We start from the raw sequence: 18,096 nt of genomic DNA on the forward strand, positions 1-18,096 counted from the left end.
TTTCCGTACCCGCCGCCGTGTCCGTACCCGCCGCCGCTTCCCGTGGCCGGATGCCGAGGTGTCGCCGAGCGTCAACGACCGGATGCCGTTGTGTCGTCGAGCATCGATACGATCCGGGGCGTGGCCGCCGAATCCTGGATCCGTCGCCTGGGCGCCGCCCGTTCCCGGCGAGCCGTGGCGGTGCGCGGACGGGAGGTGCTGCGCCGCCAGGTGAACGGAATCGCCCTGCGCGCCGGCGACAACGGCAACCAGCGCCCCCACCTGGTGGTGTGCGGCGACGACCCGCTGGCCTACCGGCTGGTCGAGGAGTTGGTGACCCGGTACGGGGCCCACGTCACCGTCATCCTGCCGAGCCGGCACCGCGGGCACGGCCCGCAGATCGCGCGGCTGAGGGTCGGCATCGTCGAGTCCGACCGGCTCGACGGCGAGGCGTTCCGCCGGGCCGGGGTCGACCGGGCCGACGCGCTCGCCGTCGTGCACCAGGACGACGTCGGCAACATCCACGCCGCGCTACAGGCCCAGGAACTCAACCCGCGGCTGCGCCTGGTCATCCGGATGTTCAACATGAGCCTCGGCTACGGCATCCGGCAACTGTTCTCCGACTGCCGGGTGCTGTCGGACGCGGCGATGGCGACGCCGACGTTCGTGTCGGCGGCGCTCGGTGAGATGGCACCGGTGTACGTGCGGCTCACCGGCCGCACCCTGGTGGTGGCCCGCCGCGGGGACGTGCGCCCCGAGGACGTGATCTGCGGCCTCGCCACCTCGGGCGCCGATGGCAGGCCGGAGCGGCTGCTGCCCCGGGACTCCGACCGTACCGACCTGGTCCTCGCCGTCGCCCGCGGGATCCGGGTGCCCGCCGTCCTGCCCGACTCGGCCGACTACATTGGTACCTCCAACCTCGTCGTACGGGGTGATGGTCCGGCGGTCGGTCGGCGCGCCGCGGTGGCCGGACGGCTGCGGCGCCGGCGGCGCCGCCCGCTGCGCGCCCTGTCCATGCTGGTCAGCCGCAAGCTGCGGCTCGTGGCATTGGCCCTGGTCGGGCTGCTCATCGCCGGGACCGTCGTGCTCAAGGTCGCCCTGGGTCGAAGCTGGCTCAACGCCGGGTACCTGGCGATCCTCGACGCGCTCGCCGGTGCCCAGCCCGACATCGCCGGCAAACCGGTCGTGAAGGTGACCGAGACGGTGCTCACGATCGTCAGCATCGCGCTGATCCCGGTCCTCACGGCCGCCGTCGTGGAGGCCGTGGTGAACGCCCGGCTCGCGCTCACGCTGGGCCGGCTGCGCGAACCGATCTCCGACCACGTGGTCGTGGTCGGGCTGGGCAACGTCGGCACCCGGGTGATCCGCCAGCTGCACGACCTCGGCGTACCGGTGGTGGCGATCGACCGGAGCGAGGACGCCCGTGGCATCCCGGTGGCCCGGGAGCTGGGCATCCCGTACATCATCGGCGAGGCCCACCGGGTGGAGACGCTGCGCGCCGCCTCGGTGCACACCTGCCGGGCACTGGTCGTGGTCTCCACCGACGACGGCAACAACTTGGAGACCGCGATCCAGGGCCGCGCGCTCCAGGAGGACATGCGGGTGGTACTGCGCCTGTTCGACGGCGACTTCGCCGACCGGGTACAGCGCGCGTTCGGCATCACCAGCTCCCGGAGCGTGTCGTACGTGGCCGCGCCGGCGTTCGCCGCCGCGATGCTCGAACGCGAGGTGATCGGGACCATCTCGGTCAACCGGCGGGTCCTGCTCGTCGCGGAGGTACCGGTCTGCGCCGGCTCCGAACTCGCCGGCGCGGTACTCGCCGACGCCGACGACGTGGGCGAGGCGCGGACCATCGCCGTCGTGACCGACCGGCGGCGCACGACCCTGTGGGAGCTGCCGCCGCAGCGGCGACTGGCACCCGACGACATCCTGATCGTCGTCGCCACCCGGGACGGGCTCGGCCGCCTGCTGGCCCGTACCGGCCCACCCGGCGAGACCGTCGCCGCGACGGACGGCCGGTCCGGGTGAGCTCGTCGACCCGGCGGGCGGCCGGTCCGGGTGAGCTCGTCGACCCGGCGGGACCAGGTCACCGAGCGGCGGGCTCAGGAGTGTCGCCGGCTCCGGGTACCGTGGCGGCGTGCGGGCGTGGGAGATCGTGGGCGGGGTGGCCGCCGGGCTGCTCGTCTCATGGCTCGCCCTGATCGGTGCGTTACTGGTGGGCCGACCCCGGGGCGGCGTGCTGCCGGAGGTCCTGCGGCTGCTGCCGGACCTGCTCCGGCTGATCGGGCGGCTCGCCCGGGACCGCAGCCTGCCGTGGGGCACACGGGGTCGGCTGGTGCTGCTGGGTGGCTACCTGGCGATGCCGTTCGACCTGGTGCCGGACTTCCTGCCGGTCGTCGGGTACGCCGACGACGCGGTCGTCGTCATGGTCACGCTGCGGTCGGTGGCCCGCCGGGCGGGGTTACCGGCGCTGCGGCGGCACTGGTCGGGCACGGACGCCGGTTTCGAGGCGCTCTGCCGGCTGTTACGGCTGCCCACCGACGGCTCGCCGCCGCCACCTCCGGCGCGGTCCTGGTGGGTGGACGGCGCGCTGCTCGCCGGATTCGGGGCGGTGACCGTGGCGCTCGGCAACGGGTACCTGCTGGGGGTCGACCTGAGCGTGTTCCGGTGGTGCGAGGCGCACCGGCCGGCCGGGCTCTACTGGCTGGCCCGGGCCGGGAACTACCTCGGCCAGGGGACCTGGCTGGCCGTCATCGCCCTCGGCGTCGCGGTCGTGCTCGGCTGGCGGCGGCGCTCGGTCCGGCCGGTGCTACCGGTGCTCGCCGCCGAACTGCTCACCGGGGTGACGGTGCTCACGCTCAAGCTCGGCCTGTACCGGGCGCCGCCGCGCAACCAGAACGGTGTGGTCTACCCGGAGCGGCTGTTCAGCGACCCGGCGAGCCAGTCGTACCCGTCGGGGCACATGGTCGTCGCGATCGTCTGGTACGGCGTCCTCGCGCTCCTACTCGCGGGGGTGCTCTCCGCCGGGCGCCGGCAGGCGCTGCGCGCGGTGCCGCCGGTGGTGCTGTTCTGCACCACGGTCTACCTGAGCTTCCACTGGCTGACCGACACGGTCGCCGGGCTGCTGCTGGGGCTGCTGCTGTACCGGCTGCTGATGCGGGTGCCGTGGGACTCCGTGCCGCTCGGCCGCCGGCTCACGGCGGCCGGCTGGGCCGGACCCGGCCTACCCCGGCCGCGGTGAGCACGCCGGAGCGCCGCCCGCGCCGTGATCGTCACAACTTCCGGGAAGTCGTGGTTTCCGGCCCGGCCTGAGACCACAACTTCCCGGAAGTTGTGTCGATCATGGGTGGTTCAGGCGACCCAGGTGCCGGCGCACATGACCCGGACGACGCGCAGGTCGTCGTCGAGGACGACGAGGTCGGCCCGCCGGCCGGGTGCCAGCGCACCCAGGTCGGTGCGGCCGATCGCGGCGGCCGGCGTGGTCGCGGCCATCCGGGCCGCGTCCGCGATCGGTACGCCGGCGCCGACGGCGCGCCGGAACGCCTCGTCCATGGTCAGCGTGCTGCCGGCGATCGCGCCGGTGCCGGTGAGCCGGGCGACGCCACCCGCGACCGTGACGGACTGGCCGCCCAGCTCGTACTCCCCGTCGGCCATGCCCGCCGCCGACATCGCGTCGGTGATCAGCGCCGCCCTCGCCGGTCCGGTGACGGTGGTGGAGAACGCCAGCGTGCCGTCGTGCAGGTGCACCCCGTCAGCGACGAACTCGCAGGTCACGCGCTCGGCACCGAGCAGCGCGAACACCGGGCCGGGCTCGCGGTGGTGCGGCGGGCGCATGCCGTTGAAGACGTGGGTACCGACGGTCGCGCCGGCGGCGACGCCGGCGAGGGTCTGCTCGTACGTCGCATCGGTGTGCCCGATCGCCGCCACCACCCCGTGTGCGACCAGGTACGCGATCGCCTCCGGGGCACCCGGCAACTCCGGCGCGACGGTCACCATGCGGACCGCACCGGCGCCGGCCGCCAGCAGCCGGGACAGCTCGTCGATCGACGGTTGGCGCAGGTGGTCCGGGTTCTGCGCGCCGCAGCGGGCGTGCGACAGGTACGGGCCCTCGAAGTGGATGCCGGCGATCACGCCCTCGGTGACCAGCGGCGCGTACGCGCGTGTCGCGGCGAGCATCAGGTCGGGCGGGGACGTGACCAGGCTGGCCAGCAGCGTCGTGGTGCCGTGCGCGAGGTGGAACCGGGCCGCCCCGCGGGCCTGGTCCGGGTCGCCGGTGGTGAACGTGTACCCACCACCGCCATGGGTGTGCATGTCGACGAAGCCGGGCACGAGCCAGGCGCCGTCCACCCTCTCCGCACCGTTACCGGTCCGTCCGGTGTCCACCGCCACGATGGTGTCGCCGTCGACGCGGAGGTGCCCGTCGTCGAGGACCCCGTCGGGTGTGACGATCCGTGGGCCCGTGATAACGGTCATCGACTCTCCCGGTCTAGGGCGTCCTGGGCGGTGGGGCCGGCCAGGGCGTCCTGGGCGATGAGGCCGGCGCCGAGGCAGCCGGCCTCGTCGCCGAGCGCGGCCCGGAACAGGGCCGGCTCCCGGTGGAACGTGATCCGCGCCCGCAGTGCGGCACCGAGCGGGGCCAGCAGCGTGTCGCCGGCTTCGGCGAGGCCGCCGCCGACCACCACGACCTCGGGGTCGAACAGGGCGAGCCCGGTGAGTAGCCCGTCGGCGAGGGCGTCGACGGTTTCCTGCCAGATCGCGGCCGCCACGGGATCGCCCGCCGCCGCGAGCGCCGCGACCCGGTCGGCACCGGCGGACCCACCGTCGGTCACGCGTTCGGCGTACCGGCGGGCCACGGCCGAGGCCGAGGCGATGGCCTCCAGGCAGCCGCGCAGCCCGCAACCGCAGGCGGGGCCGTCGGACCGCACCACGATGTGCCCCAGTTCGCCGGCCGCACCGTGGGCTCCGGCGAAGACCTTGCCGTCGACGACATGGGCCGCGGCGATCCCGGTACCGATGAGCACGGCGAGGACGTGCCGAAAGGCGCGTCCGGCGCCGAGCCGCGCCTCCGCGAGGCCGCCGGCGCGTACGTCGTGGCCGAGCGCCGCCGGCAGGCCGGTCCGGTCGGCCACCAGCGCCTTCAAAGGCACCTCGCGGAAGCCGACGTTCGCCGACCAGACCGCCACGCCGCTCGCCTCGTCGATCACCCCGGGCACGACGATTCCGGTCGCCGTGGCCCGCAGCCCCATCCGATCGGCCGTGCGGACCAGCCCGTCGGCGATGTCCAGGATGGTCGCGACGACCGCGTCCGGCCCGCGTTCCCGACCCGTCGGGTGGCGCTCACTGTGGCGTACCCGGCCGGTGGGGTCGACGAGGGCGCACTTGATGCCGGTACCCCCGACGTCGAGGGCGACGACCACGTCGTCCGCCATATACGAACTCCTGATTGCGCGGTCCGGCGTGAAATGGCGCTACTTCGCGCGTCATTGTGCAGGACGGGGTGTGTGTGACGCCACCCCTCGCCATTTCTCGGAGATCTTGGACACTTGTGCCGGCTATTGGTGCCACAAGTGTCCAAGATCGCGAAGGATCTCCGAGGAAGTGAGTGAATCGCGCAGTGCCCACGCTTGTCACGTGGAGTTTCGCGCATTAGTGTGCACAGCACTTCGCACAATCTGCGCAGGGAGGTGACGGTGGACCGGTACGCCCGTTGGAACGCGCTCCTCGAGCTGCTCACCGAGAGCGGCCGGGTCAGCGTGGAGGAGGCCGCGGAGCGGCTGGCAGTCTCCCAGGCCACCATTCGGCGCGACTTCGACCAGCTCGCGCAGCAGCAGATGATCACGCGTACCCGGGGCGGGGCGGTCGCGAACGGCGTCTCGTACGATCTGCCGCTGCGCTACAAGACGGCCAAGCACTCGGCCGAGAAGCAGCGCATCGGCGCGGCGGCGGCCGCCCTCGTCGAACCCGGCATGGTGGTCGGCCTCAACGGCGGTACGACCATGACCGAGGTGGCCCGGGCCCTGGCCGTCCGCCCGGAGCTGGCCGGCAACGTCGACGAGGCCCAGTTCACCGTCGTCACCAACGCCCTGAACATCGCCAACGAGCTGCTCGTGCGCTCCCGCATGAAGATCGTGGTGGCCGGTGGGGTGGTACGCCCCCAGTCGTTCGAGCTGGTCGGCCCGCTCGGCGCCAACCTGCTGCGCGAGGTCACCCTCGATGTGGCCCTGCTCGGGGTGGACGCGCTCGACGTGACGCTCGGGGCCGCGGCGCACCACGAGGGTGAGGCCGCGATGAACAGCCTGATGGTCGGCCAGGCCCGCCGCGTCGTGATCATCGCCGACAGCTCCAAGCTCGGCGGGCACGCCTTCGCGCGGATCTGCCCGATCGAACGGGTCGACACCCTCGTCACCGACTCGGGTGCGAGCCCCGAGATCATCGCCGGCTTCGAGCAGGCCGGCGTCCGCGTCGTGGCCGCCTAGCGTCGTGGCCGCCTAGCGTTGCCGGTGGCGGGCGACGCACGCGCGGATACGCTGGACGGGCGACGACGGTCGTACCGAGAGCCGGGAGGCGGCGATGGAGCGCGCGGACATCACCGGGCCGGCGGACGCGGGTCCCGACCTGGCCGACGGGGCGGCGGACGCCGCCGATGAGTCGGCCGACCCGGCTCCCGACTCGGTCGACGAACCGCGTCTCGCCGGCGGCGTCGACGAGGCGTCGTCCACACCGGACGCCGACGCGTTGGCCGAGCGCGACCGTGCCCTGCTGGATTTCGAGAAGCGGTGGTGGCGCCAGCCCGGCGCGAAGGAACAGGCCATCCGCGACCAGTTCGACCTGCCCCCGACCCGCTACTACCAACTGCTCAACGGGCTGCTCGACCGGCCCGCGGCACTGGCCTACGACCCGGTACTGGTCAACCGGCTGCGCCGGCTGCGTACCGGCCGGGGGCCGACCCGGCGCTGACCCACCGGCCGGCGACAGGGTGCGGCCCTCCGCCGGCGGCGCGCGGCCGGTTCAGCGGGCGGCCTGCTGTTCGGCGTACGCCGCGAGCCACGCCACCTGGCCCGGGTCCAGTGACGGCCGGACCCGTTTGCGGGCCCGGGCGACGTGCTCGGCGGTGACGGTCGACGCCTCGAGCGACTCCCGCATCGCGGCGAGGGCGGACTCTCGTACCAGCGCCGCGCAGTCGGCCGCGGAGAAGCCGTCCAGGTCGGCGGCGAGCCTGGTCAGGTCGACGTCGGCGGCCAGCGGGACGTTCCGGGCAGCCGCCCGCAGGATGTCGGCGCGGGCCGCGGCGTCCGGCGGCGGTACGTAGACCAGCCGCTCCAGCCGTCCCGGCCGCAGCAGCGCGGGGTCGATCAGGTCCGGGCGGTTGGTGGCGCCGATGACGACCACGTTGCGCAGCGCCTCGACCCCGTCCAGTTCGGTGAGGAGCGCGGCGACGACGCGGTCGGTGGTCCCGCCGTCGGTGGCCTGGCCGCGGACCGGGGCGAGCGCGTCCACCTCGTCGAGAAACACCAGCGTCGGCGCGGCCTCCCGGGCCCGGCGGAACAGCTCCCGTACCGCCCGCTCGCTCTCACCGACCCACTTGGACAGCAGCTCGGCTCCCTTGACCGACAGGACATTGGCCTTGCCGGTACCCGCGATCGCCTTGACCAGGAACGTCTTGCCGCAGCCGGGCGGACCGTAGAGCAGGACGCCGCGCGGTGGCTGCACGCCCAGCCGGGCGAAGGCGTCCGGGTAGGACAGCGGCCACAGGACGGACTCGGTGAGGACCTCTTTGACCTCGACCATGTCGCCGACGTCGTCGAGGGTGAGCTCGGCCAGTTCGAGGGAGCTCTCCGCCATCGAGGTCGGCCGGACGACCTCCAGGGCTCCGTCGAAGTCGGCCATGGTCACCCGGGGTGACGCCGTACCGGACTTGTGGCGCAGCGCGGCGCGCACCCCCGCCTCGCGGATCAGCGCCGACAGGTCGGCGGCGACGAAGCCGGGGGTACGCCCGGCGATGTCGTCGAGCCGCACGTCGTCGGCGAGCGGCATGCCCCGGGTGAGGACGGTGAGCTGCTCGCGGCGCATGGCGGCGTCCGGCAGCGGTACCCCGATCTCGTGTTCGAGCAGCCCCGGCGAGCGCAGGCCCGGGTCGACCGCCTCGGGGCGGCTGGTGGTGCAGACGACGGCGGTGCCGCGGTCGAGGAGGTCGCGGAGCACCCGGCGGAAGATGGTCGGCAGCGGGCCGGGGTTGTCGCGGGGCGCGAGCGCCTCCACGTCGGCGACCACCAGTACCCCCGGGTTGCCGACCTCGGCGGCGGCCGACCGCAGGTGGGCGTCGGCGGACGCGTTGGTCAACGCCGCGATCTCGGGTGCCCACAGGACGGTGACGTCCGCGCCAAGGTCCGCGGCGACCGCCTTCACCAGGGCTGACTTGCCGGACCCGGCGGGTCCGGTGATCAGCACGCCGAGCGAGACGGTCGTACCGAGCTTCGCGAGCACCTCGCGGTGGTGGAAGCCGAGGTCGAGCAGCTCGGTCAGGTCGTGCGCCTGGCTGCGCAGGCCGGGAAGGTCGTCGAGGGTCGCCTCGGTACGGTCCTCGGCCGGCGCCGCCGTGACCGTGCCCGGCTCGTGGGTGGCCTGGCCGTCGCGCCACGCGACGACGGTGTCCATCGTGACCAGTGCGGCGCTGTCCGGTTCGGCGGCGGTGACGGTAACCAGGGTGCTGGTGAACCCGTACCCGATGGTGTTGGACAGGCTGCGCCGCGCGGCTTCGAGAAGTCCCCGGACGTTGTTCGCGGGCGCGACGTCCTGGGGTAGGAGGGAGACGTTGTCGCCGACGGTGACGACCTTGCCCAGCAGCGCCAGCCGCAGCATCTCGGGGCTGACGACCGCCTGGATCTGGGCGGGGCCGGCCAGGGCGACCGTGCGTGCGGCCCGCGCGGGCGCCGGAGCGACGGTGACCTGGCCGCCGTCGCGGGTGCCGAGGTTGCCGAGGGTGAGGTCGTCGGCGTAGAGCAGGGCGCGGCTGGCCGGGGTCTCGGCGAGGGCGGCGATGCCGGCGGTGGTCCGCCGTCCGGTGAGCGTGACCGGGTCGCCGGGGCGCAGGCCGAGCGCGGTGAACACCTCGGAGTGCAGGCGTACGACGCCGCGCCGGGCGTCGAGCGCGGCGGGGCGCAGGCTCGCGGTCAGGGTGAGGGATCGGGGCGGCTCGGTCACGATCACGAGCCTATCGTCGTGCGCTCGGCCATCGTCGTCGCCGCACGCGGTGGCACCATTCCCGCGGACCGCCGGGCGGCCACCGGATCGGGCGCGAAGGGACGTCGACAATGCCCCGGCAATGGCGCGACCGGATAAACGATCTATGGTCGAACCGGGTCCGGCGGCGCCGGAAGTCAAATGGCCACGGTACGCGCGCCGGTGCGTTTTCACGCCGAGTCCGCCGGCGGAGAGAAACGCGATGTCCGGTGTCCCCGGAAAGCCTCCGTACCGTCCCGAGAAATGGGACGAAGGATCGATTCCACGCTCGGCACTCTGGATAACGAGTGTGCGACCGGTTCGTTACGGGTCGTTCGTTGTCGCTGCTGAGCGTGCCTGCCGGTGCGTGGGTGGACGAACCGGCCGGCCGGCTGTCGGCCCCGGATCGGCCGCGGGTCACGGGCGGCGCGATATTCCGAGAGCGTTACTCGGGAGTAAGGTAAGGAAGGTGATCTGGGACGGCGGTCACATGAGTCGGTGGCCACATTCCGCTACCGATTCAAGGCTTTCTCTGCGTCCCCACCTGGCGGTTAGTCTGATGAGCGGGGGGCGGTGACTGAAAGTATGGGTGCCCGTTACCGGAGGGTTCGTGTCGGTATCCAAACGGGTCTAGATCGGATTTTGGTATATCTGTGACGCCCGATCGCTCCATAAAGTGCGGACAGCACGAAAGGAGCCCCTCCATGTCCGTGGTCTTCAGTCAGAACTCAGCGCTCGTGTGGTTGCCCATCACCGCGTTCCTGATCGCCTGTGTCGCCAACGGCGTCGCCTACCTCATCGGGTACGCGCACGGCACCAAGAACAGCAAGATCGACGCGATCATCAACGCGCAGCGGGCGGAGCGCGAGCAGGCCCGCGGCCGGCGCCGGCGCGGCCGCGACGGGGCCCCGGCGGTGGCGCGGACGACGTTCCAGCCGCTGCGCCCGGCCCAGGACCTCGGGGTCGCCGAGACCGCCGTACTGCAGCGGGTTCCGACCGTGTCGGTCAACGCCGACCCCCGCGAGCTGGTGCACGCGGGTGATCCCCGCGCCACGCTCAGCGAGTAGCGCCGGGGGCGGCAACACCCGCTCCGGCCGGTAGCAGACACCCCGCACCGGCCGGCCACCGGGAGCGCCGCCCGACGCGCGGCAGGCCGGCGATCGCATCCCGGCATGACCACATCAGACAGGGCTCACGGCCGTACCCTCGTTCCCCGCCGGTCGCGGAGAACGAGGGTACGGCCGTTTCCGGTGCCGGACACACCACCGTCCGCCCGCCGGTGCCGGGCGCGTCGCCGGCGCGTCACCGGTCCGTCCGCGGCGCCGGCGACGCGCCCGGCCGAGGTCCGCCACCCACCCGGGCGTGGCGGCGCCCATCTTCAGGTTGATCACAGGTGCACGTCGTACCGTTGCGCCATGCCGTCCTCGTCTCCCGGCCGACCGCGCCGTGGCCTGCTCCGGGTACGCCTGCCCCGGGTACGCCTGACCCGGGTACGCCTGACCCGGCGCCGCGCGGTCGCGACCGCCGCCGTCGTCGTCGGTCTCGTCGGTCTCGTCGGTTGGTCCGCGCGCCCCACCACGGCCAGCTACCGCACCGAGGACCGGATGATCACGGTGCGGACCGGTCCGGCCGGCGACCAGGAGGTCACCCTCGACACCCGGCTGTACCTGCCCCGCGGCGCGAGCGCCGACCATCCGGTACCGGCGGTGCTGCTCGCGCACGGCTTCGGCGGGACGAAGCTCGACACCGCGGCCGACGCCGAGGATCTCGCCGGCCACGGGTACGCCGTCCTCACCTGGACCGCGCAGGGGTTCGGCCGCTCGACCGGTGAGATCCACCTCGACAGCCCGGACTGGGAGGTCAAGGACGCCAAGGGCCTGGTCGACTGGCTCGCCGGGCGGGCCGAGATCCGCACGGACGGCGCGGGTGACCCCCGGGTCGCGGCGGTCGGCGGATCGTACGGTGGCGGCCTGGCCCTGCTGCTCGCCGCCCAGGACCGGCGGATCGACGCGATCGTACCGATGATCACGTGGAACGACCTCGCGCGCTCCTTCCTGCCGGACGCCGCCGGCGGTGGCCCCGACAACGGCGTGTTCAAGAAGCAGTGGGCCGGCATGTTCTTCGGCTCCGGCGGGTCCGCCGGCGCTGGCCTCGGCGGCCTCGCCGGAGCGAGCGGGGCGGAGAGTGCGGCCAGCCCGGCAGCGAGCGGCGCCGGCCCGGGCCGCGGCCCGATCGACCAGGGCGGCTCCCGGGCCGGGGCGGCCGACCCGAGTAGCCAGCTCGCCACCCGGGCACAGTGCGGTCGCTTCGCTCTCGACGTCTGCCAGGCGTACCTGTCGATGGCCACGAACGGCCGCCCCGACCCCCGGGCGCTCGAGTTGCTGCGCCGCTCCAGCCCGGCCACGTACCTCGACCGGATCACCGCGCCGACGCTGCTCGTCCAGGGCGAGGCCGACTCGCTGTTCCCGCTGTCGGAGGCGGACGCCAACGCCCGGGGTATCGCGGCCAACGGCACACCGGTACGGGTCGCCTGGTTCACCGGTGGCCATGACGGCGGCCAGGGACCGCGGTCCGACTCCGACCGGATCAGGTTCCTCACCGCGCAGTGGCTCGACCACTACCTCGCCGGTACCGGCCCGAAGCCCTCGAACAGCTTCACGTACTCGCGTATCTCCGGTATCGACGCCAGCGGTGAGGGGCTCGTCGCGGCCGGCTTCACCGTCACCGACTACCCGGGTACGACCGGCACGAAGCAGGAGCGCGTCGACGTCGACGGCCCGCCGCAGCCCGCCGCCAACCCGCCGAACGGCAACCCCGCGGCACTGTCGTCGCTGGCCGGTCTCGGCGGTGCCCTCGGCAGCGCCGCCGGCGTGACCATGGAGATACCGGGCCAGCACGCCGACTTCTCCTCGGCACCGCTGGCGAAGCCGGTCGACGTGACCGGCGCGCCGACCGTGCGGATCCGGGCAGCCTCGCCGACCGGCGAGGCGGTGCTGTTCGTCAAGCTCTACGACGTCGACCCGGCCGGTCGGGCCACCCTGCCGGCCGGCCTGGTCGCCCCGGTCCGGCTCACCGGCCTGCCGCCGACCATCGCGCAGGCGACCCCCACCACGGTCACGCTGCCGGCGATCGTCCACCGGATCGAGCAGGGCCACCGGATCAGGATCACCGTCTCGACCTCGGACCAGGCGTACACCACCCCGGCGCCGCCGACGGTCTACACGGTCGCGGTGAACGGCCCGGTCGTGCTGCCGACCGCCACCGGTACGCCGATCCAGACGCCGTCGGTGATCTGGCGGTACGTGCTCGCCGGTCTCGTCGCGGTGATCGCGGTCGGGATCGTCACGCTGATCGCGCTCGGCCGTCGCCGGCAGGGTCGCCGGGGACGGATCGAGGCGGAGTACGCGCAGCGCCCGCTCGTCGTCCGCGGCCTGCGCAAGGAGTACGCGGACGGCTTCGTCGCCGTCGGCCGGGTCGACTTCGCCGTCGAGCGCAACACGGTGGTCGGCCTGCTCGGGCCCAACGGCGCGGGCAAGACCACGACGCTGCGGGTCCTCATGGGGTTGACCTACCCGACGGCGGGGGAGGTCTTCGTCTTCGGCCACCAGCTCACGCCCGGCGCACCGGTGCTCAGTCGGGTCGGCGCGCTGGTGGAGGGGCCCGGCTTCCTGCCGCACCTGTCCGGGTACGCCAACCTCCTGCTGTACTGGAAGGCCACCGGCCGGCCGGTCGCCGACGCCCGCTTCGACGAGGCCCTCGACATCGCCGGTCTGGGCGACGCGGTCATGCGCAAGGTGAAGACGTACAGCCACGGCATGAAGCAGCGGCTGGCGATCGCCCAGGCCATGCTCGGCCTGCCCGAACTGCTGGTGCTCGACGAGCCGACCGACGGGCTCGACCCGCCCCAGATCGCGGAGATGCGCAAGGTGCTGCGCCGGTACGCCACCGACGGCCGGGCGGTACTGGTCTCCAGCCACCTGCTCGCCGAGGTCGAGCAGACCTGTACCGACGTGGTGGTCATGCACAAGGGCCAGATCGTCGCCTCCGGCCCGGTGGGCGACATCGTGGGCGACTCGCCCAGCGTGCAGCTGGACGTGTCGGACGTCGACGAGGCCGAGACCGTGCTCGACCGGCTCGGCGTCGCCCGGTCGGTGGCCTGGTCCGGCGGGAACGGCCTGGTCGTCGACCTCGACGGCACGCCACGTGCCGAGGTGGTGGCGGCACTGGTGAAAGCCGGGATCGGGGTGGACCGGGTGGTGCCTCGGCGGCGCCTGGAGGACGCCTTCCTGGCCCTGGTCGGCGGCGACACGAAAGCGAGCGGGGAGCGGTGACCACGACGACCACGACCACGACAACGGCCGGCACCTACCGGCCGACCCGTACCTTCACCTTCGCCACCGAGTTCCGCCGGCAGGCCAGCCGCCGGCGGACCCAGCTCACGCTCGGGTTCATGGTGCTCCTGCCGCTGATCGTCCTGATCGCGTTCGAGCTGAACAGCGGCAACGACCGGGGCGGCGGCGGCCGGCGCGGCCAGTTCTCCAGCCTGGTCGACCTGGCGACGGCGGGCGGGGTGAACTTCGCGCTGTTCACCGTGTTCGTGTCGGCGTCGTTCCTGCTCGTCGTCGTGGTCGCGCTGTTCCACGGCGACACCGTCGCCAGCGAGGCCGGCTGGGGCAGCCTGCGCTACCTGCTGGCGATCCCGGTACCGCGCGGCCGGCTGCTCGGCGTGAAGCTCGCCGTGTCGATGGCGTACTCGGCGCTGGCGATGGTGCTTCTGCTGGGCACCGCACTGGCCGCCGGCACGCTGCGGTACGGCTGGCACCCGTTGCGCAGCACGATCGCCGGTGACCTCGCCGCCGGCGACGCCCTGCTGCGGCTGCTGGGCATCATGGGGTACCTGGCCGTGGGCCTGCTGGTCGTCGCGGGGTGTGCGTTCCTGCTGTCGGTGACGACCGACGCGCCGCTGGGCGCGGTCGGCGGGGCGGTACTGCTGCAGATCCTGTCGAGCATCCTCGACCAGATCACGGCGCTCGGCGCGATCCGTAGCTTCCTGCCGACCCACTTCTCGCAGGCCTGGCTGGGCCTGCTGTCCACCCCGCTGCAGACCGACGACCTGGTACGCGGCTGCGTCTCGGCGCTGAGCTACGGGGTGGTCTTCTTCGGCCTGGCCTGGTGGCGTTTCCTGCGCAAGGACGTGGTCAGCTAGTGCGCTGACCGCCGTCGGCCGGCACCGTCAGCCGGCCGACGGCGTCAGGCGGCCGACGGCGTCAGGCGGCCACGATCGTCGCAACATCCGGAAAGTTGTGGTCTCAGGGCACCCGGGATGCCACGACATCCGGGAAGTTGTGTCGATCAGGACTGGTCGCGCGCGGCGTATTCGGGGATCGTGGCCATCGGGGGCCGCGGCGTCCCGCCGACGGGTTGATCGGCCGCGGTGATCGTGTCCCGGACCCGGGCGAACCGGGTGAGGGTGTCCCAGCGCGGGTCGTTGGGGTGTACCCGCTCGAGCACGGTGTGCAGCACCTCGGCCGCCATCCCGGCCAGCGTGGCGGCGTCGTGGCGGCCGTGGGCGCGCTGGCCGAGATCCACCTGGGCGACCGCGTCGAGGCCGGACTCGAGCACGGTGTCGAGCAGCAGCCCGGCCTCCACGCCGTACCCGGTGGCGAACGGCAGGGTCTCCAGCAGCGAGCGGCGGGCGGCGTACTCGCCGGCGAGCGGCTGCACCACCCCGGCCAGCTCCGGGAAGTACACGTTGAGCAGCGGGCGGGCCAGCAGGTCGGTGACCGGCCCGCTCCCGGCGGACGGCGGTTCGGGCCGGTCGTAGCAGGCCTTCACCAGCGCCACGTCCGGCTCGGTGAGCAGCGGTCCGAGCAGGCCGGTCACGAAGTACGACCGGAACTCGGCCAGGTCGGCGTCGACGTAGACGAGCAGGTCGCCGCGGGCGACCAGGAGCGCCTTCCACCGGGCGTCGCCGATACCCGGCCGGGAGTCGTGGCCGGGGAGGATCTCGGTGTGGTGGTACACCGTCGCACCGGCCTCGGCGGCGACCTTCGCGGTGGCGTCCTGCGAGCCGGCGTCGACCACGATCACCTCGTCGACGAGGCCGGTCTGGTCGGCCAGGATGCGGGCGCCTCCGACCACCTCGCCGATGGTGGACTCGTCGTCGAGGGCGGCGAGCACCACGCTGACCGTGGCGTCACCCTTGTGCCGGGCCACCCGATCCAGGGGCCAGTCCCGCCACGAGGACGTGCGGCGGTCGAACCAGGAGGCGGCGGTCGGGTGCATGGCTCCACGCTCTATAAAGATCGGCATGTATCGGCAAAGGGCGAAATCCGGTGGAGTATTGCACTTCGCCGGCCGGTAGCGGTACCCGTGGACTGGGCTGACGCGGCCGTGTCCGGTGCCCGTGGGCGCGCGGTGACGCGGCCCGCCCGCGCCGATACGCCGGGTGACCTCACTCACGAGCCCCGTCGATTGCATGGCGTATGGCCGGACCGATCCTTACACTCGTGGGCACAATCGAATACCTCATCCAGAGGGGCTGAGGGAACGGCCCGATGAAGCCCCGGCAACCACCACTGACGACTCGACGACGAGGCCGCGCGTGGCAGGTGCCAATTCCGTCCCGGTGTGCGACTCCCGGGAAAGATGAGAGGAAGGCCTCGACATGACGTCGACCATCGACGCATCCCCGTTCGTCGGCTCGCCCGCCCGCGCCCTGGTCTGCCGCGGCTGCGGCGCCGAGTTCCCGCTCGCCGCGCAGCACGCCTGTTACGAGTGTTTCGGTCCCCTCGAGGTGGCCTACCACGCCGACGCCCTCAAGCGGGTGACCCGCGAGGAGATCGCGGGTGGCCCGCCGAACATCTGGCGCTACGCCTCGCTGCTGCCCGCCGGCCAGGACCCCGCCACGCGGGTCACGCTCAACCCGGGTTTCACCCCGCTGGTACCCGCGCCCGCGCTGGCCCGCGAGATCGGCCTGCGCGCCCCGCTGTGGGTCAAGGACGACTCGGCCAACCCGACCCACTCGTTCAAGGACCGGGTGGTGTCGGTGGCGTTGACCGCCGCGAAGGCGCTCGGCTTCGACCGGTATGCCTGTGCGTCGACCGGCAACCTGGCCAACTCGGTGGCCGCGCACGCGGCCCGCGCCGGGGTGCCGTCGATGGTGTTCATCCCGTCGGACCTGGAGCCGGGCAAGGTGATCACCACGGCCGTGTACGGCGGTGACGTGGTGGCGATCGACGGCTCGTACGACGACGTCAACCGGCTGTGCTCGGAGTTGACCGAGACGGACGAGTTCGAGAACACGGCGTTTGTCAACGTCAATGTCCGGCCGTTCTACGCCGAGGGCTCGCGCACCCTGGGGTACGAGGTCGCCGAGCAGTTGGGCTGGCGCATCCCGAAGCAGGTCGTGATCCCGATGGCCAGCGGTGAGCTGCTGACCAAGGTGGACAAGGCGTTCGCGGAGCTGGTCGAGATCGGCCTGGTCGAGGCGCCCGCCGACGGGTGGCGGGTGTTCGGCGCCCAGTCGGCCGGCTGCAACCCGATCGCGCTCGCGCTGCACTCCGGGCGCGACGACATCGTCCCGCAGAAGCCGACCGGCATTGCCAAGTCGCTGAACATCGGCGACCCGGCTGCCGGCGTGTACGCCCTCGAGGCGGTCCGGCGTTCGGGCGGGTGGATGGCGTACGCCGACGACGAGGAGATCCGCGACGCGATCCGGCTGCTGGCCCGTACCACCGGCATCTTCGCCGAGACGGCCGGTGGGACCACCGTGGCCGCGCTGCGCAAGCTGGTCGACGAGGGTCGGCTCGACCCGGAGGCCGAGACGGTCGTGTTCAACACCGGTGAGGGGTTGAAGACGCTCGACGCGGTCGCCGACCGGGTGGGGCCCACGTACCGGGTCAAGCCGTCGCTGCGGGCGGCTCGCGAGGCCGGCCTGCTCGACTGATTTTCCACCATCTGCAAACCGACTCTGACCTGCATAGATACGACTTCTATCGATGGCTGCGCACCGGCCTCCGTTACCCGTGTGATGACGTGCGGTGCGGCGCGAAGCCCATCGACGAGCGTTAACGCCAACGTATCGGGAAGGTTGCTTACTGTATAGAAGTCTGCCATCCGGGGCCTTGACTGGGCCGCGTCGATGGCAGCACGATGCTCGGTGCGGGAGGACGTGTCGCCGCGAGGCCACCGATCCGTCGGTCGGCCCGCGACCGCAGTGCCGGAGGTGCTGTGCGAGCGTCCTCTCGACCATTTCTGAGGAAGGCCCGGCCGGGAAAACCTGGTCAGGGAGGACCCGGCCGAGGTCCGGTCAACCGGCGGCGGCAGGCGGGTCGCGATCGGTGTCCTCGTAGTAGGCGACGAAGATCGAGTACGGCCGGCCATCCGGGTCGCGTGGCCGGGCGGCGTACTCCTCCAGGATCGTGCCGATCCGCTCCCGCAGTTCCCGGAAGTCGTCCTCGCTCAGCCGCAGTCCCAGCCGGGTCATGTCGACCTTGTCGAGGTCGGCCAGGCGGGCTTCGGCGAGGAAGGCGTCGAGGATGGCACCGCGGCCACCCGGCACCCCGGCCTCGCTCACGTCGAGGTTCCACGACTTGCCGGTCCCGAGGTACGGCACCTCGCGGGAGCCGCGGGCGCCCCGCCGCGCCGGCTGCGCCGCGAGGAAACCGGTATCGACGAGCGTGCGGACATGGTGGAGGGTGGTCGCCGGGTTCGCGCCGAGGCGCTCGGCGATCTCCTTGTTGGTCAGCGCCCGGTCCAGGCACAGCCGCAGGATGCGCAGCCGCACCGCGGAGGCGAGCGCCCGTGCCTCCGCCTCGGTCGCCGGCCGCCTCTCCTTCATGGGCGTAGATCCTACGCGTCACTGATTGACTTCTCCCAATCAGTCGGAGCATGCTA

General features: G+C 72.8%; 13 protein-coding genes and 1 riboswitch. Of the genes, 8 read left to right on the plus strand and 5 right to left on the minus strand.

Annotated elements, in window-relative coordinates; genetic code table 11:
• Nucleotides 1-120: 120 nt before the first annotated feature.
• Both ACNTMW_RS30230 and ACNTMW_RS30235 read left to right on the plus strand, forming a co-directional pair.
• Nucleotides 121-2,007 (plus strand): NAD-binding protein, encoded by a 1,887-nt coding sequence (locus tag ACNTMW_RS30230; protein WP_426637356.1) that lies wholly within the window; start codon nt 121-123, stop codon nt 2,005-2,007.
• A 109-nt stretch (nt 2,008-2,116) separates the two neighbouring features.
• Entirely contained in the window at nt 2,117-3,220 is a 1,104-nt protein-coding gene (locus ACNTMW_RS30235) for a phosphatase PAP2 family protein (RefSeq protein ID WP_426637357.1), read from the plus strand.
• A gap of 110 nt (nt 3,221-3,330) precedes the next feature.
• Here the strand turns inward: ACNTMW_RS30235 and nagA are convergent, their stop codons facing one another.
• Both nagA and ACNTMW_RS30245 read right to left on the minus strand, forming a co-directional pair.
• Nucleotides 3,331-4,452: an N-acetylglucosamine-6-phosphate deacetylase gene (gene nagA, locus ACNTMW_RS30240; protein ID WP_426637359.1), complete on the minus strand. Its 1,122-nt coding sequence runs from the start codon at nt 4,450-4,452 to the stop codon at nt 3,331-3,333.
• Nucleotides 4,449-5,408 (minus strand): ROK family protein, encoded by a 960-nt coding sequence (locus ACNTMW_RS30245; RefSeq protein ID WP_426637360.1) that lies wholly within the window; start codon nt 5,406-5,408, stop codon nt 4,449-4,451. Before ACNTMW_RS30245 ends, nagA begins: the two co-directional genes overlap by 4 nt.
• 261 nt (nt 5,409-5,669) lie before the next feature.
• On the opposite strand from ACNTMW_RS30245, the gene ACNTMW_RS30250 reads away from it, so the two are divergent.
• Both ACNTMW_RS30250 and ACNTMW_RS30255 read left to right on the plus strand, forming a co-directional pair.
• The gene (locus tag ACNTMW_RS30250; RefSeq protein ID WP_426637361.1) at nt 5,670-6,455 is read left to right on the plus strand and encodes a DeoR/GlpR family DNA-binding transcription regulator; all 786 of its coding nucleotides are present in this window, start codon (nt 5,670-5,672) and stop codon (nt 6,453-6,455) included.
• A 94-nt stretch (nt 6,456-6,549) separates the two neighbouring features.
• Complete coding sequence (locus ACNTMW_RS30255; RefSeq protein ID WP_426637362.1) at nt 6,550-6,936, plus strand: DUF3263 domain-containing protein; 387 nt, start codon at nt 6,550-6,552, stop codon at nt 6,934-6,936.
• 51 nt (nt 6,937-6,987) lie between these two features.
• Here the strand turns inward: ACNTMW_RS30255 and ACNTMW_RS30260 are convergent, their stop codons facing one another.
• The gene (locus ACNTMW_RS30260) at nt 6,988-9,180 is read right to left on the minus strand and encodes an AAA family ATPase (protein ID WP_426637363.1); all 2,193 of its coding nucleotides are present in this window, start codon (nt 9,178-9,180) and stop codon (nt 6,988-6,990) included.
• Nucleotides 9,181-9,902: 722 nt separating this feature from the next.
• Between ACNTMW_RS30260 and ACNTMW_RS30265 the strand changes: the two genes are divergently transcribed.
• The 3 genes from ACNTMW_RS30265 to ACNTMW_RS30275 all read left to right on the plus strand — a co-directional run bounded on the left by ACNTMW_RS30265 (nt 9,903) and on the right by ACNTMW_RS30275 (nt 14,404).
• Complete coding sequence (locus tag ACNTMW_RS30265) at nt 9,903-10,265, plus strand: hypothetical protein (RefSeq protein WP_426637364.1); 363 nt, start codon at nt 9,903-9,905, stop codon at nt 10,263-10,265.
• Nucleotides 10,266-10,613: 348 nt separating this feature from the next.
• Nucleotides 10,614-13,529, plus strand: a complete 2,916-nt coding sequence (locus ACNTMW_RS30270) for an alpha/beta fold hydrolase (protein ID WP_426637365.1) — start codon at nt 10,614-10,616, stop codon at nt 13,527-13,529.
• Nucleotides 13,526-14,404, plus strand: a complete 879-nt coding sequence (locus tag ACNTMW_RS30275; protein WP_426637366.1) for an ABC transporter permease — start codon at nt 13,526-13,528, stop codon at nt 14,402-14,404. The genes ACNTMW_RS30270 and ACNTMW_RS30275 overlap by 4 nt, the downstream gene beginning before the upstream one ends.
• Before the next feature lie 146 nt (nt 14,405-14,550).
• Here the strand turns inward: ACNTMW_RS30275 and ACNTMW_RS30280 are convergent, their stop codons facing one another.
• On the minus strand, nt 14,551-15,483 hold the full coding sequence (locus tag ACNTMW_RS30280) for a glucosyl-3-phosphoglycerate synthase (RefSeq protein ID WP_426637368.1): 933 nt from the start codon (nt 15,481-15,483) through the stop codon (nt 14,551-14,553).
• Nucleotides 15,484-15,723: 240 nt separating this feature from the next.
• Nucleotides 15,724-15,853: riboswitch (SAM riboswitch) on the plus strand.
• Between the two features lie 12 nt (nt 15,854-15,865).
• On the opposite strand from ACNTMW_RS30280, the gene thrC reads away from it, so the two are divergent.
• Nucleotides 15,866-17,146, plus strand: a complete 1,281-nt coding sequence (gene thrC / locus ACNTMW_RS30285) for a threonine synthase (protein ID WP_426637369.1) — start codon at nt 15,866-15,868, stop codon at nt 17,144-17,146.
• A 363-nt stretch (nt 17,147-17,509) separates the two neighbouring features.
• Here thrC and ACNTMW_RS30290 read toward each other — a convergent pair whose 3' ends face one another.
• A complete protein-coding gene (locus tag ACNTMW_RS30290) occupies nt 17,510-18,040 on the minus strand; it encodes an ArsR/SmtB family transcription factor (RefSeq protein ID WP_426637370.1) in 531 nt (176 codons plus the stop codon).
• Between the last annotated feature and the right edge of the window lie 56 nt (nt 18,041-18,096).

It is taken from the genome of Planosporangium spinosum (genome assembly GCF_049999945.1).
Taxonomy (GTDB): domain Bacteria; phylum Actinomycetota; class Actinomycetes; order Mycobacteriales; family Micromonosporaceae; genus Planosporangium; species Planosporangium spinosum.

What these genes read in the sequence shown, in the direction of transcription:
- thrC (WP_426637369.1), top strand. Translation starts at nt 15,866, where the DNA reads ATGACGTCGACCATCGACGCATCCCCGTTCGTCGGCTCGCCCGCCCGC.
- ACNTMW_RS30290 (WP_426637370.1), bottom strand. Translation starts at nt 18,040, where the DNA reads ATGAAGGAGAGGCGGCCGGCGACCGAGGCGGAGGCACGGGCGCTCGCC.
- nagA (WP_426637359.1), bottom strand. Translation starts at nt 4,452, where the DNA reads ATGACCGTTATCACGGGCCCACGGATCGTCACACCCGACGGGGTCCTC.
- ACNTMW_RS30270 (WP_426637365.1), top strand. Translation starts at nt 10,614, where the DNA reads ATGCCGTCCTCGTCTCCCGGCCGACCGCGCCGTGGCCTGCTCCGGGTA.
- ACNTMW_RS30265 (WP_426637364.1), top strand. Translation starts at nt 9,903, where the DNA reads ATGTCCGTGGTCTTCAGTCAGAACTCAGCGCTCGTGTGGTTGCCCATC.
- ACNTMW_RS30255 (WP_426637362.1), top strand. Translation starts at nt 6,550, where the DNA reads ATGGAGCGCGCGGACATCACCGGGCCGGCGGACGCGGGTCCCGACCTG.
- ACNTMW_RS30280 (WP_426637368.1), bottom strand. Translation starts at nt 15,483, where the DNA reads ATGCACCCGACCGCCGCCTCCTGGTTCGACCGCCGCACGTCCTCGTGG.
- ACNTMW_RS30245 (WP_426637360.1), bottom strand. Translation starts at nt 5,408, where the DNA reads ATGGCGGACGACGTGGTCGTCGCCCTCGACGTCGGGGGTACCGGCATC.